The organism is Actinomycetospora sp., from assembly GCF_036497245.1.
In the GTDB taxonomy this organism is placed as follows: Bacteria; Actinomycetota; Actinomycetes; order Mycobacteriales; family Pseudonocardiaceae; genus Actinomycetospora.
This window is the reverse complement of sequence record NZ_DASXJS010000007.1, coordinates 15,336-30,264: the sequence shown is the minus strand read 5'-3', so window position 1 is coordinate 30,264 and position 14,929 is coordinate 15,336. Positions and strand designations below refer to the sequence as shown.

Annotated in this window: 12 protein-coding genes; 6 read left to right on the top strand and 6 right to left on the bottom strand. The window is 73.1% G+C overall.

Going from position 1 to position 14,929, the window contains the following annotated elements; translation table 11 throughout:
* The 4 genes from VGI02_RS01030 to VGI02_RS01015 all read right to left on the bottom strand — a co-directional run bounded on the left by VGI02_RS01030 (position 1) and on the right by VGI02_RS01015 (position 4,744).
* Positions 1–1,242 (bottom strand): acyl-CoA dehydrogenase family protein, encoded by a 1,242-nt coding sequence (locus VGI02_RS01030; RefSeq protein ID WP_331625363.1) that lies wholly within the window; start codon positions 1,240–1,242, stop codon positions 1–3.
* On the bottom strand, positions 1,239–2,444 hold the full coding sequence (locus VGI02_RS01025) for an FAS1-like dehydratase domain-containing protein (RefSeq protein ID WP_331625362.1): 1,206 nt from the start codon (positions 2,442–2,444) through the stop codon (positions 1,239–1,241). The genes VGI02_RS01030 and VGI02_RS01025 overlap by 4 nt, the downstream gene beginning before the upstream one ends.
* A 78-nt stretch (positions 2,445–2,522) precedes the next feature.
* Entirely contained in the window at positions 2,523–3,938 is a 1,416-nt protein-coding gene (locus tag VGI02_RS01020; RefSeq protein ID WP_331625361.1) for a wax ester/triacylglycerol synthase domain-containing protein, read from the bottom strand.
* On the bottom strand, positions 3,935–4,744 hold the full coding sequence (locus tag VGI02_RS01015; protein ID WP_331625360.1) for an alpha/beta fold hydrolase: 810 nt from the start codon (positions 4,742–4,744) through the stop codon (positions 3,935–3,937). The genes VGI02_RS01020 and VGI02_RS01015 overlap by 4 nt, the downstream gene beginning before the upstream one ends.
* A 149-nt stretch (positions 4,745–4,893) precedes the next feature.
* On the opposite strand from VGI02_RS01015, the gene VGI02_RS01010 reads away from it, so the two are divergent.
* From VGI02_RS01010 to VGI02_RS00995, 4 genes are all read left to right on the top strand, one after another.
* Positions 4,894–6,372 (top strand): bifunctional HAD family hydrolase/lysophospholipid acyltransferase family protein, encoded by a 1,479-nt coding sequence (locus VGI02_RS01010; RefSeq protein ID WP_331625359.1) that lies wholly within the window; start codon positions 4,894–4,896, stop codon positions 6,370–6,372.
* A 13-nt stretch (positions 6,373–6,385) separates the two neighbouring features.
* Positions 6,386–8,335: a 1-acyl-sn-glycerol-3-phosphate acyltransferase gene (locus VGI02_RS01005; RefSeq protein ID WP_331625358.1), complete on the top strand. Its 1,950-nt coding sequence runs from the start codon at positions 6,386–6,388 to the stop codon at positions 8,333–8,335.
* The gene (locus VGI02_RS01000) at positions 8,332–10,008 is read left to right on the top strand and encodes a sigma-54-dependent Fis family transcriptional regulator (RefSeq protein ID WP_331625357.1); all 1,677 of its coding nucleotides are present in this window, start codon (positions 8,332–8,334) and stop codon (positions 10,006–10,008) included. The genes VGI02_RS01005 and VGI02_RS01000 overlap by 4 nt, the downstream gene beginning before the upstream one ends.
* Before the next feature lie 69 nt (positions 10,009–10,077).
* Positions 10,078–11,541 carry an aldehyde dehydrogenase gene (locus tag VGI02_RS00995; protein WP_331625356.1) on the top strand — a complete coding sequence of 488 codons (1,464 nt, stop codon included), beginning with the start codon at positions 10,078–10,080 and terminating at the stop codon, positions 11,539–11,541.
* A 78-nt stretch (positions 11,542–11,619) separates the two neighbouring features.
* Here VGI02_RS00995 and VGI02_RS00990 read toward each other — a convergent pair whose 3' ends face one another.
* Positions 11,620–12,354, bottom strand: a complete 735-nt coding sequence (locus tag VGI02_RS00990; RefSeq protein ID WP_331625355.1) for a hypothetical protein — start codon at positions 12,352–12,354, stop codon at positions 11,620–11,622.
* A 244-nt stretch (positions 12,355–12,598) separates the two neighbouring features.
* Here VGI02_RS00990 and VGI02_RS00985 point away from each other — a divergent pair, with 244 nt between their 5' ends.
* Positions 12,599–13,177, top strand: coding sequence for a cytochrome c oxidase subunit 3 (locus VGI02_RS00985; protein WP_331625354.1), 579 nt, complete (start codon positions 12,599–12,601; stop codon positions 13,175–13,177).
* Between the two features lie 2 nt (positions 13,178–13,179).
* Positions 13,180–13,452, top strand: coding sequence for a cytochrome C oxidase subunit IV family protein (locus tag VGI02_RS00980; RefSeq protein WP_331625353.1), 273 nt, complete (start codon positions 13,180–13,182; stop codon positions 13,450–13,452).
* Positions 13,453–13,495: 43 nt separating this feature from the next.
* Here the strand turns inward: VGI02_RS00980 and VGI02_RS00975 are convergent, their stop codons facing one another.
* On the bottom strand, positions 13,496–14,722 hold the full coding sequence (locus VGI02_RS00975) for an acyl-CoA dehydrogenase family protein (RefSeq protein WP_331625352.1): 1,227 nt from the start codon (positions 14,720–14,722) through the stop codon (positions 13,496–13,498).
* Positions 14,723–14,929: the final 207 nt, after the last annotated feature.

Below are 14,929 nucleotides of genomic sequence, written 5' to 3'. Positions count from 1 at the left end.
CTATCGGGCGCGCGGGAGACCGAGGGTCCGCCGCGCGATGTTGTTCTTGAGCACCTCGTCGGTGCCGCCCCCGAGCCGGTAGCCGGGAGCGCCGAGCACGACCGAGGTCCAGGCGTACGTGCCCCATTCCCCGGTGTCGGCGGCGATGCGACCGCCGAGCACCCCGGAGACGAAACGGCCGAGCCGGTCCATGTTCTCGGACAGCCCGATCTTGTTGAGGGCGACCTCCGGGCCGGGCGCGCTGCCGCCCCGGGCGCGGGCGGCCATCGCGGTCTGGAGGTAGCGGGCCACCCGGAGCTCGGTCATGAGCTCGCCGAAGTCCTGCCGGGTCGTCGCGTCGGCCGGGTCACCGAGGTGGTGGACCAGCTCGCGGAGACGCTCGGTGGACAGCAGGCCCGCACCGCCGAAGGCGCTGTGGCCCATCGCGTTGCGCTCGTAGGACAGCGTGCTCAGCGCGACCGGCCAGCCGTTGCCCACCTCGTCGAGGCGGGCGCCGTCGGAGACCGGGACGTCGTCGAGGAAGACCTCGTTGAACGACGCGCCGCCGGTCATCTGGCGCAGCGGCCGGACCTCCACGCCGGGTGCGGTCATGTCGACCAGGAACGTGGTCAGGTTCCGGTGCCGCGGACCGTCGGCGGTGCGGCACAGGATCTCGCCGATGTCGGAGAGGTGCGCCCCGGAGGTCCACACCTTCTGGCCGCTCAACCGCCAGCTCCCGTCGTCCTGCGCGACGGCCCGGCAGGACACCGAGGCGAGGTCCGATCCGGCGCCCGGTTCGGAGAACAGCTGGCAGGCGATCTGCTCGCCGCGGTACATCGCGGGCAGGTAGCTCTGCTTCTGCTCCTCGGTGCCGTGCTGCAGGATCGTCGGCGCGATCATGCCGAGGCTGACCGTGAGCGAGGAGTCGCCGGGCACCTCGTAGCGCCGGCTGAGGCGCTCGAAAGCCCGCGTGTAGCGGCCGGGCAGCCCCGCGCCGCCGTACTCGACGGGGCCGCTGATCCACGCCAGGCCTGCGTCCCACAGCTCCGCGCGCCACCGCCGGATCGCCGGCAGGGCGTCGGCCTCCTCCTCGGGGTCGGGCTCCTGGAAGACCTTGACCTCGTCGCTGCCCTCGCCCCAGACGAAGCGGCGGGCCTCGCTCTCGGCCTGCTGGTCGCGGCGCGGGTAGCGCTCGGCCAGGAAGGCCTCGGCCCGGGCGACGAAGTCGTCCATCTCGGGGACGTCGGCCTGCTGCTGACTCACGGGTCCCTCCGGGCGCGCTCGGCCGCGGGGGATCCCGCCTGCTCGCGCGAGGGCAGCGCGATCACGGCGGTGCCCGGCATGACCGTCTCGCCGCGCTGGTTCACCGCCCAGGTGCGCAGGTCGACGACGTGCTCGCCGTCGTCGTCGACGCGGGTGCCCGCCACCTCGCCCTTCAGCTCGATCACGTCGGAGAGGTAGACGAACTTCCGGTACTCGGCGCGGCATTCCTTGATCCACGCGAGGTCACCGGCCCAGTGGGTCAGGTGGTGGATCTGCCAGCACTGCCGCTGGAACCCGACGTCGTACTGGAAGGCGACGCTCATCGCCCGCGCCGCCTGCAGGTTGTAGTGCACCGAGTAGATCGGCTCCTGGGCGGAGGTCACCGGGTCGCGGAACGCCCACGCGGGGTGCGCCTGGTAGTCGTGCAGCGCCGCCGCGTGCGCCTTGAGCCGCGGGATCGGGGTACCGCCGCCTGCGACGAAGGCGATCTCGTCGGTCAGCCCGATCGGTCCCTTGGTGAGGGTGTCCACCGGGTCGCCGACCGCGACGTCCTCCCACCAGCGGGGTTCCGCGCCGCGCGGCGCCTCGGCCAGGACCTGCTTCTCGATCTCGGCGAGCTCGTCCTCGGACCACTGGTGCGGAAGTTCGGGCTGCGACTTGCCGGAGCCCGCCGAGGACGTCTTGCGCTCGGAGGCCGCGCCGCGCTCGAAGTTGATGACGTTCCAGCGGATCGTCGCGATCAGCTCGTCACGCTGGTTGCGGTAGGTGTTGGTGAACTTGTCGGTCACCGTCCGGCCCGCGAACTTGCTCTCCGCCGGACCGTCGAACCCCTCGTAGACCATCCCCGCGTGCACCCAGTCGTTCCAGTACACGGGTCGCTCGAACGTGCAGTGCGACATCGAGTGGAACGACCCGAGCCCCGGCCACCCGAACTGGATGCCCGAGAAGCAGGCGATCGGGAACGACGGCGGGGCGACCGGGGCGCCGTAGGGCGACGCGGCCGCGTGCTCGGTGTCGGTCCACAAGGGGTTGATGTCGCCGATCCCGCCGGCGAACTTGGTCACCGCGATGCGCGAGGCGACCTCGTTGTTCACCGAGTGATCGATGCGCAGCTGCGCACCTGCCTTGGCGTTCATCGCCTCGATCATCTGGTCATCGATGACCGCCTGCGGCATCACAGCCTGGCGTTCCTCCACCGTCATACCTCCACGCTAACACAAAAAGGTCGAGTACTAGACTATCGATGGCTGGAGTACTTCGGGCCGGGCCCGAGGCGGTTCTCACTCGGCGAGCGCGAGCACCTCGTCCACGCCCTCGCGCAGGCACCGGGCGAACACCGCGGTGTCCGGCACGACGGCGGGGTCGAGGGTCAGACCCAGGCAGCCGGTGCCGTCGTAGCTGAGCATCGTGACCATCGCGGCGATGCCGGGGCGCGGACCGAGCGGGTAAATGCCGGTCACCGGCACCCCCGCGAGCTTCACGGCGTGGTCCAGACCCGGGATGTTGGAGGCCTGGACGTCGGTGCTGGCGGTCAGGGTCGCCGAGAGCTCGGTGAGCGCACCCCCCGGCAGCAGGCTGATCGCGGGCGCGACGGCGTCCAGGAACTCCAGCGCGGGCTCGACGCGGACGGCCCGGACGAACTCGCGGATGCGGGCCATCCGGACCGCCGGGTCGGGCTCCGCGAGCGGGGCGGCGAAGCGGACGCCGGAGAACTTGTTCCCGCCCTCGGGATCGCCGGGCGCGCGGGTGCTGATGGGGAAGGCCAGCGGGAGCGCCTCGGGCACCGGGCCGGAGAGCGCGTGGAACCGGCGGAACACGCCGAGCACCGCGGCCAGGAACGCGTCGTTGACCGACCCGCCGCCTGCCTTGCCCGCCGCGCGCAGCCGGGCCAGCGACACGTCGTGGGTGAGGGTCGCGTACCCGATCCCCCCGCCGGGCATGGAGCGCCCGACCGGAGGTGGGGTGAGCATGCGGCCCAGCGACGACGTGTAGGCCAGCGCGCGCCTGCCGGTGCCGATCGGGTCGCCGAGGCCGGACCACAGCGCCCGCGCGGCACCGTCGGCCACCCCGGCCAGCGTGCCCGGGGTCTCGGCCAGGCCCGTGCGGAGGCCGTCGGTGAGCACCTCGACCGGCGTCGCGGGGGAATGGGCGTCCGTCGCCGCGCCCGTGTCGTGCGGATCGTGGTCCGGGGCGCCGTCGTGCGCCAGCGACAGGAGCTGGATCAGTCCGAGACCGTCGGACAGGCAGTGGTGGACCTTGAACGCGAGCGCCGCCGAGCCGTCGGCGAGCCCGGTGATCAGCGTGACCTCCCAGGGCGGCCGGTGCCGGTCGATCGGGTGGGCCATGTCGGCGTCGATGTGCGCGTACAGCTCACGCTCCGAGCCCGTGCCGGGCAGCCGGATGCGCCGCAGGTGGTAGTCGAGGTCGAAGTGCGGGTCCGGCGACCACCGGGGCGCCACCAGCGGTACGGGCGGCTCGACGATCCGGTCGCGCAGGCGGGGGAGCCGGGCGACCACCCGGCTCATCGCGGCGTGCAGCCGCTCCCAGTCCGGCTCGCCGCCGAGGCGCTCCAGGAGCACTCCGGTCGACCGGGTGCGGGGGTCGCCGTCGGCGCGCCACATCAGCGCCTCCCACGCCGACAGCTCCGGGGGGCCGCCCCAGTCCGACGCCGTGGGTCCATCTCCGTTGTCGGTCATCCTCGCCTCTCGTCGACGGCGTGCTCGAGGGGGCGGGTGACCTCGAGGATCGTCACGGTGACCCCGACGGGGTCGTCGGTCATGGGGACGTGGCCGACCCCGCTCATCCGCACCAGCTCCGCGCCGGGCAGGCGGGCCATCATCGGCCGTCCGTAGTGCTCGAACGGAATGACCCGGTCCCGATCGGGCCAGACGATGCGGACCGGCCGGTCGGTGTCCGCGGGCAGCGGGAGCAACGGGTGCCGCCGCAGGACCCGGATGAGCGGGCGCACGATCGGCGACCGGGTGATCGAGCGGAGCTCCTCGGCGATCTCCGCGGGCTCGAGGCGGTCCGGGTACTCCACCTGCGAGCCCAGCAGCATCCGGCGCCACCGGGGGCTCCGGGCGATCGCGTCGGCCCGCGGGGCCAGGCGACCGCCGAGCAGGAACGACGCCCGCATCGAGGCGATCAGGGCCGTCATCCGGACCTCCGAGCTCCAGGCTCCCGCCGGGCTGAACGCGACCACCGACCGGGCGCGGCCGCGGCGCGCGAGCTCGAGGGCCAGCCAGCCGCCCAGCGAGTTCCCGACGACGTGCAGGCGGTCGATCCCGCGCCGGTCGAGGTCGGCCTCCAGGGCGTCCGCGATGGCCGCGATCGACGGCGCGGCCCCCGGCGGCAGCGGGAGCGCCCCGTCGTGCCCGGACAACGTCGGGGCGATGACGTGGTGGAGCCGTTCGAGTCCGGGCAGGATCGGCAGCCACGCCCGCCACGTACCGCCGACTCCGTGCAACAGCAGCAACGGCGAGCCGTCGCCCCCCTCGTGCACCGGCGTGCCGGGTGGTCCGAATGACCGCGTGCGCCGTTCGACCCGTCGCCGTCCGCTGCGTGTCACCACTGCTCCCTCGCCGTCGACGTCCGGCCATTACTCTAACCAGAGACAGTCGCTGTCTAGAGTTTCTCTGCTACCGTTCCCGGATGGGCTACGACGTCGCGGCCACTGATGACTCGACCGCGATCATCGGCCCGCCCGCGGGTCCCGATGTCGCTGCGTTCTTCGACCTCGACGGGACGCTCATCGACGGCTTCTCGGCCGCCGTCCTCTACCGCCACCGGCTGCGCGATCTCGACGTGGGCCTGCCGGAGCTCCTCGCGCTGGCCGGTGCCGCGACCGGCGACCCGCTCGACGAGGACGGCTTCGAGCAGCTGCTCACGACGGCCGTCGCCGGCTGGCAGGGCCGCCCCCGCGCCGACTACGACGCCTGGGGCGAGCGGATGGCGCGCGAGGAGATCACCGCGATGCTGTTCCACCAGGCCTGGCGCCGGGTGAAGGCCCACCAGCGTCAGGGGCACACGGTCGTCGTCGCGACCTCGGCGACCCGCTTCCAGGCCGCGCCGCTGGCCCGCGAGCTCGGCATCGACCACGTGCTGTGCACCGAGCTCGAGGAGGACGACGACGAACTGCTGACCGGCAGGCTCGCCGGGCGCACCGGCTGGGGCGAGGGCAAGGCCGCCCTCGTGACCCGCTTCGCCGCCGAGAACGGCATCGACCTGACCAAGAGCTGGGCCTACGCCAACGGCGCCGAGGACGTCCCGTTCCTCGAGACCGTGGGCCGCCCGCACGCGGTCAACCCGGAGCAGGCACTGGCCGAGGTGGCCGCCGCCCGGGACTGGCCGGTGCTCACCTTCTCCCGGCCTGCCGCCTCGTCCTGGGACCCGCGTCCGCTGCTGCGCACCGCGGCGGTCTACGGCAGCTTCTTCCTCTCGTCGGGCATCGGCCTGCTGCACGGTCTGCTGAACACCGACCGCCGCGCCGGGGTGGATCTCGCGACCGCACTGCTCGGGCCGCTCGGCGGCGCGGTCGGCGCCATCGACATCGAGGTCACCGGCGAGGAGCACCTCTGGAGCCACCGCCCGGCGGTCTTCCTCATCAACCACCAGAGCGCGCTGGTCGACCTCGTGGTCACGGCACGTCTGTTGCGCACCGGCTTCACCGCCGTCGCCAAGGCCGAGGTCCGCGAGACCCCGGTCATCGGCTGGCTGCTGGCCCAGGCCGACGTCGCCTTCGTCGAGCGGGACGGCACCGGTGGTCGCGCGGCGCTCGACGGGGCGGTCGAGCGGCTGCGCTCCGGGACCTCGGTGATCATGGCGCCGGAGGGCACCCGGTCGAGGACCCCGACGGTCGGCCCGTTCAAGAAGGGTGCCTTCCACCTCGCGGCCGCCGCCGGGGTGCCGGTGGTCCCGGTGGTCATCCGCAACGCCGGCGAGCTGATGTGGCGCGACGCCTCGCTCGCCCACGCCGGGACCGTCCAGGTCCACGTGCACCCCCCGATCCCGACCGAGGGCTGGACCCCGGCCGACGTCGACGACGCCGTCGCCGACGTGCGCGCGATCTTCGTCGACACGCTGGAGGACTGGCCTGAACCGGCGGTACGTACGCTGCCCGACCACCAGTGAGAGGGAGGATGCCGTGGAGCTCGACGAGGTGCCCCGCACGATCGCCCGGAGCCTGAGCCGCACGGCGTCGAACGCCCGCGGTGCGGGTCGCAGCGCCGCCCGCACGGCCCAGGACGCGGTGCCCCACGCCGACACCCCCGAGGTGGCGGCCGTCCGGTCGGACCCCGCCTTCCTGGCCGAGATCGACGGGCTGGCGACCGAGCTCGACCGCACGCCGCAGGACGTGCTCGCCGAGGCCACCGAGGGGCTGCGCGAGATGGCGGCCCGGCACGATCGCTGGGTCGGCGACGCCTGGTCCCGGCTGGGCCGGTGGATGTTGCGCGGCTACGACGTCGTGCCCGACCAGGAGGGTCTGGACCGGCTCCGCGAGCTGGACCGGGAGCACTCGCTGATCTTCCTGATCTCGCACCGGTCGTACCTCGACGAGTGGGCCTTCCCGGCGGCACTGGACGCCGCGGGCATCTCGCCGTGCTTCGGCCTGGCCGGGGCCAACCTCGACTTCTTCCCGCTGGGCACCGTCGCGCGCCGGACGGGCATCGTGCACGTCCGCCGCGCGACCACCGGGACCCCGGTGTACCGGCTGGCACTGCGCCGTTTCGTCGGGCGGCTGGTCGGCGACGGCTCGAACCTCATCTGGTCCATCGAGGGCGGCCGTTCCCGGACGGGCAAGCTCCGCCCGCCGCGGTACGGGCTGCTGCGCTACGTCGCCGACGCGGTCGAGGCGGCCGACACCCGCGAGGCGCTCGTCGTCCCGATCTCGATCGTCTACGACCAACTGCCCGCGCACGAGGTCGGCAAGATGGCCGACGAGGTGGGCGGCGGCGCCAAGTCGCCCGAGGACGTCCGCTGGTTCGCCGGCTACATGCGCGGTCTCCGCCGCCGGCTGGGCAGCATCTACCTCGACGTCGGCGAACCGTTCGGACTCCGGGAGCGGCTCGCCGAGCTCCGGGCCGCCGACGCGACCGGCGGTCACGAGGTCGAGCGGGTCGCGCTCGACGTCTGCCACCGGATCAACCGCGCGACGCCGGTGACCCCGACCGCGGCGGTGTGCGTGGCCCTGCTCGCCGCCGACCGGGCGCTCACCCTCGACGAGACCGTGGCCACCGTCCACCCGCTGGCCCGCCACCTCGAGGAGCGGGGCTGGACCATGGCCGGCGGAGCGGACCTCACCGACCGCGGCACGGTGCGGCGCGCCCTCGGCGAGCTGGACGCCTCCGGGGTCCTCATCGGCTTCTCCGGCGGCCGGGACACGGTCTGGGGAATCGCCCCGGAGCGGCACCTCGTCGCGTCGGTCTACCGCAACTCGGCGGTGCACGCCCTGCTCACCCGTGGGGTCGTCGAGCTGGCGCTGCAGGCGGTGGCCACCGACGACGCGACGGCGGGGACCCTGCAGGAGGAGGCGATGCGGCTGCGGGAGCTGCTCAAGTTCGACTTCTTCTTCGCCGACCGGGACCGCTTCGCCGAGGAGGTCGCGGCCGAGGTCGGCCTCATCGCCGAACCGGGCGGGCCGTCGATCGACGGGGTCACCCCGGGGGAGGCCGCCGAGATCCTGCGCCGCACCGACCTCCGGGTCGCGCACCTGACCCTGCGGCCCTTCCTCGAGGCCTACGCGGTCGTCGCCGACGAGCTGGCCGCCGTCGAGCCCGGCACGGCCGTCGTCGAGAAGGACTTCCTCTCCTGGTGCCTGCGGGTCGCGCGCCAGCAGGCGATGCAGCGACGGCTCGTGAGCTGGGAGTCGGTCTCCTCGGAGATGCTCTCGACCGCCCTGCGCCTCGCCCGCCACCGCGGTCTGCTCGGCCCCGCGGACGGGGAGGAGAGCGTCGACGGCGCGGCCGCCAAGGAGCAGCTCACGGCCCACCGCCGCGGCTTCTCCGAGGAGGTCCAGGCGGTGCGGGCCCACCTCGCGACGCTCTCCGTCGCCGACGACGGCCCCGTCCTGACCGACGTCGGAGAGGCTCGGTGACCACCCTGGCCGGGCCCGTCGGCCCGGCCGGGGGGGCCACCACCGGGATCGTCGCGTCGCCGGCCGGGCGGCGGGCGGCGATCGCGCGGTCGTGGGACCGCTGTTCGGAGAGCGGGCTCGATCCGGGGGTCGAGCCGGGCGACGGATTCGCGGTGGCGGAGACGGACCCGGCCGGGAACCTGGTCACCGCCGCCGGGCCCGTGCTGGACGCCATGGAGCGCGACCTCGCCGACAGCCCGGTCGCGGCGATCCTCACCGACGCCCGGGCCCGGGTCACGGCGATGCGCTTCGGACGCCGCGACATGCGCGGCCTGCTCGAGGCGGCCGGCGCCGTGCACGGGCGCGAGTTCGCCGAGAGCACCACGGGGACCAACGCGATCGCCACCGTGCACACCACCCGCGAGGGCCTCGTGGTCCAGGGCGGTGACCACTACCTCGAGCGGCTGCGCCGCTTCTCCTGCTACGGCCACCCGATCACCCACCCGCTGACCGGAGATCTCGCCGGGGTCCTCGACGTCACGGGCCCCGCCCAGGAGAACCCCGCGATGCTCGCGCCGTTCGTCCGGCGGGTGGTCTCCGAGATCGAGGAGGCGCTGCTCGAGACCGCGGGCGTCGGTGCCCGGCGTCTGCTGGCCGCGTTCCGGTCCGCTGCCGGAGGGGCCCTGCCGGTCCTCGCGCTCGGCCATGACCTGGTGCTGGCCAACCGCGCCGCCACCGACCTGCTCGACGCCGCGGACCACGAGCTGCTCCGCGACCTCGCGTCCGGGGCGCCGTCCGCGACGGAGGGGGTCGTCGAGCTGTCCGGGGGCCGCACCCGGGTCCGGCGCGACGGCGTCCCGGGCGGCGGCGCCGTGCTGCACCTGCACCCGTGCCCGGACGCCCCGCCGGCAGGCGTGCGCTGGTCGCGGACCCTGCCGCTGCCGGGACCCCGGACCGGCCTGGCCGACGCCGCGCTCGTCGCGGGCGAGCCCGGTACCGGGCGCACCACTGCGGTACGCGCCCTGCTCGACGGCACCCGGGCCACCGTCCTGGAGGCCGCGGAGCTGACCCCGGCCACCGAACACTCGTGGCTGGCCGTCGCGTCGCAGTCGATCGCCACACCCGGCGAGGTCACCGTCGTCGAGGACGTGCACCTCCTCCTGGCGTCCACCGCGTCCCGGCTGCGACGCCTGCTCGCCGCCCCCCACGCGCGGGCGGTGCTGACGTCCTGCCCGGCCGAGGACCTGACCGGCGAGGTCGCCGCGCTCGCCGCGGACTGCTCGCGCCGGGAGGAGATCCCGCCGCTGCGGACGCGGACCGACGAGATCCCGGCGCTGGTCGAGCGCCTGCTCGCCGAGCTCGGCGCCGCCGACAGCGTGCGGTTCACGGCCGAGACCCTCGACCTGCTCGCCGCCCACCGCTGGCCCGGCAACCTCCGCGAGCTCGCCGGAGTGGTCGCCGAGACCGCGGCTCGGCGCTCGGCGGGCGACCTGACCGTGCGCGACCTCCCGGAGGCCTACCGGCGGCTCGCCACGGTGGGCGAGTCCGCGGGGGAGCTCGCCCGGGCCGAGCGGGAGGCCATCGAGGCCGCGCTGCGCGCCTGCGACGGGAACAAGCTCCGCGCCGCCCGGCGTCTCGGGATCAGCCGCAGCACCCTCTACGCCCGGCTGCGGGCCCTCCACATCACCCTGTAGGTCCGGTCCCGGACGAGTGTGTCCGGAATCCGGACAGTCGCGCCGGTCACACCGGGCCACCCTGAGCGCATGAGCCTTCAGTACGACTCGTTGTTCATCGGCGGCCAGTGGGTCGCCCCGCAGGGTCCCAACACGATCAAGGTCGTGTCGGCGTCCACGGAGGAGCCGATCGGCTCCGTTCCCGAGGCCGTCGAGGCCGACGTCGACGCCGCCGTCGGCGGGGCCCGCCAGGCCTTCGACGACCCGTCCGGCTGGGCGCACTGGGAGCCGGCGCGCCGCGCCGAGGTCATGGAGCGCCTCGCCGACGCGCTCGACTCCCGCGCCGAGGAGATGGCCCGCCGGGTCAGCGCGCAGAACGGCATGCCGGTCGCGATCTCCTCGCAGTTCGAGGCCGGGTTCCCCAGCCTGCTGCTGCGCTACTACGCGGGCATGGCCCGCGATGCCTCGTTCTCCGAGGAGCGCGCCGGTCTGATGGGCGGCCGGACCCTGGTCAAGCGCAAGCCGATCGGCGTGGTCGGCGCGATCGTGCCGTGGAACTTCCCGCAGTCGCTGGCGTTCTTCAAGATCGCGCCGGCGCTGGCCGCGGGCTGCACCATGGTCATCAAGCCGTCCCCGGAGACGGTCCTCGACACCTACCTGCTCGCCGAGGCCGTGGAGGAGGCGGGCGTCCCGGCGGGCGTCCTCAACTTCGTCCCCGGTGGCCGCGAGCTCGGCGCCTACCTGGTCTCCCACCCGCGCATCGACAAGGTGGCCTTCACCGGGTCCACCGCTGCGGGCCGCTCGATCGCCGAGACCTGCGGGCGGCTGCTGCGCCCGGTGACCCTCGAGCTCGGCGGGAAGTCGGCGAGCATCGTCCTCGACGACGCCGACCTGACGCAGAGCATGGAGCAGCTGTTCAGCGCCACCCTGCTCAACAACGGGCAGACCTGCTTCCTCGGCACCCGGGTCCTGGCGCCGAAGAACCGCTACGACGAGATCGTGCAGATCTTCTCCGCGCTCGCGGGCGGCGTGACCGTCGGTGACGCGCTCGACCCGACCACCCAGATCGGCCCGATGGCCAGCTCGGCGCAGCGCGACCGCGTCGAGGGCTACATCGCCAAGGGTGTCTCCGAGGGCGGCAAGCTGGCCGCGGGCGGCAAGCGTCCCGAGCAGTTCGAGAACGGCTGGTTCGTTTCGCCGACGGTGTTCGCGGGCCTCGACAACAACGCGACCATCGCGCAGGAGGAGATCTTCGGGCCGGTCCTGACGGTCATCCCCTACGACAACGACGACGACGCGGTGCGCATCGCCAACGACTCCGACTTCGGCCTCGGCGGCTCGGTCTGGACCTCGGACCCGAACCGCGGCCGGGACCTGGCCGCGCGTGTGCGCACCGGCTCGATCGGCGTCAACGCCTACCTGCCCGACCCGACCGCGCCGTTCGGCGGGGTCAAGGCCAGCGGGATGGGCCGCGAGCTCGGCCCCGAGGGCATGGCCGCCTACCAGGAGCTCCAGTCGATCTACCTCGACCCGAGTGGGGTCAGCGCCCCGTAGCTGTGGTGCGCCACCGACCACGCGTGCGTTCCCGTGCCGCGGCACGGGAACGCACGCATGGATTCCGTGGTCACGCCCTCAGACGTTGACGGCCTCTGCCTCGGGCGCGGCGGAAGCGGCCTCACGCTCGAGCTCCTTGAACATGAACCATGTGGTGAGGGCCAGGTAGGTCGCCCAGACGACCACGGGCAGGTAGAAGGCGAGCAGACCGTGGTAGGCGAACGGCCCGCTCTGGAAGAAGGCCGGCCCGGCCGCGAAGATCAGCGTGGCGGCGCCGGCGAAGGTCAGCCAGGTGAACCAGCGCGGCACCATCGGCTCGGCCCGGTGGTCCAGGAGCTCCACGATCCCGGTGGCCACCATCTCGACGGCCAGGTAGATCCAGCCGAGCAGGAACGCGAACCACGCCCAGTCGTACCAGGACTGGATGACGTCGGCGGACGTCTCAGGCCGGTAGGAGGCCACGATCCAGGCGCAGCAGTTGAAGAAGATGATCAACGAGATGAACGCCCCGCAGACTGCCGTCGTGATCGACATCAGCGGCCAGCGCCCCTCGATCTTCGACAGCATGATGCCGAACTGGACGGACCCCGGGGTGAGCAGCCCGGCTGCGACGTAGAAGATCGAGCAGCCGATGATCGTGCCCCATTTGTGGGTGTCGCTGAACCACACCTTGGTGGCCTCGATCCCGAGGTCGGCCTGTGCGGGCGCCCAGAAATGGGCGATGCCCAGCCACCCGACGGCGGTGAGCGCGACGAAGATCCAGTTGCACCACAGCCCGATCTTCTGGGTGCGAATGCTGTTCGGATCATGCATGAGTGGGCCTCCGGAACGAGGGTCGGATGACGCGGGGAACTCCCGGCTCTCGCGGCGTCCGGGCGCGGCCCGCCGGAGGGGACAGGCGGAATCGTTCTCTGCGGCGAGGTCCGGCGACAGCTGCCCGCACGCGAATCGTCCGAGCGAGGGAGCCGGAGTGCCTCCCTGGGGAGAAGTAGGACGGCTGGAGGTCCACGACCGTGATGACCCGATCGGACGGAACCTGGTAAAGGGGCGCAGGGGCATGGCGGTGGGTGACCGCCCGGGAACGTCGCGCCTTCCGGGGCTCGAGGGCGTGTGGGTGTTCATCGGCGCCGACGCGGTCGTCTTCGCGCTGCTGTTCGGCAGCTTCATGAACGACCGCCGGGCGGCGCCCGAGGTGTTCGCGGTGTCCCACCAGGCGCTGAACGTCGACCTCGGCGGACTGGACACACTGATCCTGCTGACCAGCTCGTGGTTGGTTGCCCTCGCCATGCGCGCGCTCGCTCGCGACGAGCTCGATCGGGTCCCCCGATTCCTGCTCGGCGGCGTACTGACCGGACTGCTGTTCGTCGGGTCCAAGTCGGTGGAGTACACCGAGAAGCTGTCTGTCGGGATCACGCCGGTGTCCGACGGCTTCTTCATGTGGTATTTCGTCCTCACCGGGATCCACCTGTTGCACGTGCTGGCGGGCACGGTCCTGCTCGGGATGCTGTGGACCCGGGCCCGCCGACGGCGCTACACGAGCACCGACCGGGCGACGCCCGAGTGCGTGGCGTCGTTCTGGCACCTGGTGGACCTGCTGTGGATCGTCCTGTTCCCGCTCCTGTACCTGCAGAGGTGACCGTGACCGTCCTGCGCGAGCGCGTCACCCTGGTCTGGGTCGGCCTGGTGGCAGCCACCTGCGCTTCGACCTGGCTGCTGGCCAAGGACCTGCTCAGCCCGGCGGTCGGCACCGTGGGGATCTTTGTGATCGCCGCATTCAAGGTCCGCTACGTGATGCTGGACTTCATGGAGCTTCGCGACGCTCCGATACCCGCCCGGGTCATCTCCGGCGTCTGGACGGTCGCTGTGACGCTGCTGATCCTGGGCTTCTGGTTCGTCACCGCGGCGTCCTGAGACGGGTGTCGGCGGCGACTGCGGGCGTGCGGGCGGGTTCCGATCAGCCCGTGACGTCGCGACCGATGAGGCGACGCGCCACGATCCACTGCTGCAGCTCGTTGGCCCCCTCGAAGATCTCGAGGATCTTCGCGTCGCGGTAGAGCTCCTCGAGCCGTACCGACTCCCCGGACTCCGACACCTCGCGGGCGAAGCCGACCGCGCCGTGCACCTGGACGGCGTCGCGCACCAGGTCCACCGCGAGCCTGGTGCCGTACGCCTTGGCCATCGCGGCCTCGGGCTCGGCGGTGGGGTCGCCGCGGTCGATGAGCGTGGCCGCCTTCTGGTACAGCGAGCGGGCGCACTCGATCTCGGTGGCGCGCTGGGCCATCGTGAACTGCCAGTGCTGCAGCGCCCCGAGCGGACGGCCGAACGCCTCCCGGGTCCGGAGCCGCTCGACGGCCAGGTCCAGCGCCGCCTGCGCCACCCCGACCCCGGCCGCGCCGATCCCGATCCGGCCCCGGACCAGGCAGGACAGCGCCACCCCGAGGCCCTTGCCCGGCGCCCCGAGCACGTGGCTGCGCGGGACGTGCACGCCGTCGAGCACGATGTCGGCGGTGATCTGGCCGCGGTGACCCATCTTGCGGTCCGGGCGCCCGATCCGGACCCCGTCCGCGTTGAGGTCGACCAGCAGCATCGTGGTGGCGCCGGACCCGGAGGCGCACAGCACCGCCGCCCAGCCGGCCACCACGCTGTTGGTGATCCAGCGCTTGCGCCCGTGCACGACGAATCCGTCGGCGGTCTCCTCGGCGCGGGTCTGCAGCGTCGAGGGGGACAGGTCGCTGGAGGCCTCCGGCTCGGTGGTCGCGAACGAGAACGCGACGCGGCCGCTGACCAGTTCGGGCACCAGCTCCGCCCGCACCTCGTCGGAGGCGAACGAGAGCGCCTGCGGCACCAGGATGCACTGGCCGTCGTAGACGCCGGCCATGCTGCTGGACTGGTAGGCGATCTCCTCGGTGACCGTGCAGGTCCCGAGCATCGGGTGCTCCAGGCCCCGCCCGAAGTCCGCGTCGAACGGGACCGCGAACAGGCCCTCGTCCGCCATCGCGCGGAACGCCTCCCACGGGAACGACTCCGCCGACTCCTCGCGCTCCCCGATGGCCCGCGCGTACGGGACGACGGCCTTCTCCACCGCCGTCCTGGCCTCCGCGCGCAGTGCCGGGATCTCGTCGGGCAGGCCCACGTCGTGGGCCATCCGGTCCTGTGTGCGCGGCACGCCGGTCGCCGTCATGCGTGTCTCCTCGTGGCCGGCCGTGGTGGTCGGCGGGTACGTCGGCAGGGTCGTCGCCCTCCTTCCTAGGCGGGCGCGGGGGCGCACGGGAGCCCGGGGACCGAACGGGGGAGGGAGACACCCTCCAGGATCGATGCTCCCCGCGCGGCCCCCCGAGATCCTCGGCGACTCACCACCACCAGTGATCGGCGGAGCCCCGCGGAGGGA

Coding starts and splice junctions, on each gene's coding strand:
- VGI02_RS00985 (WP_331625354.1), top strand. CDS start 12,599: ATGGCGGTGGGTGACCGCCCGGGAACGTCGCGCCTTCCGGGGCTCGAG.
- VGI02_RS00990 (WP_331625355.1), bottom strand. CDS start 12,354: ATGCATGATCCGAACAGCATTCGCACCCAGAAGATCGGGCTGTGGTGC.
- VGI02_RS00995 (WP_331625356.1), top strand. CDS start 10,078: ATGAGCCTTCAGTACGACTCGTTGTTCATCGGCGGCCAGTGGGTCGCC.
- VGI02_RS00975 (WP_331625352.1), bottom strand. CDS start 14,722: ATGACGGCGACCGGCGTGCCGCGCACACAGGACCGGATGGCCCACGAC.
- VGI02_RS01020 (WP_331625361.1), bottom strand. CDS start 3,938: ATGACCGACAACGGAGATGGACCCACGGCGTCGGACTGGGGCGGCCCC.
- VGI02_RS01010 (WP_331625359.1), top strand. CDS start 4,894: ATGGGCTACGACGTCGCGGCCACTGATGACTCGACCGCGATCATCGGC.
- VGI02_RS01025 (WP_331625362.1), bottom strand. CDS start 2,444: ATGACGGTGGAGGAACGCCAGGCTGTGATGCCGCAGGCGGTCATCGAT.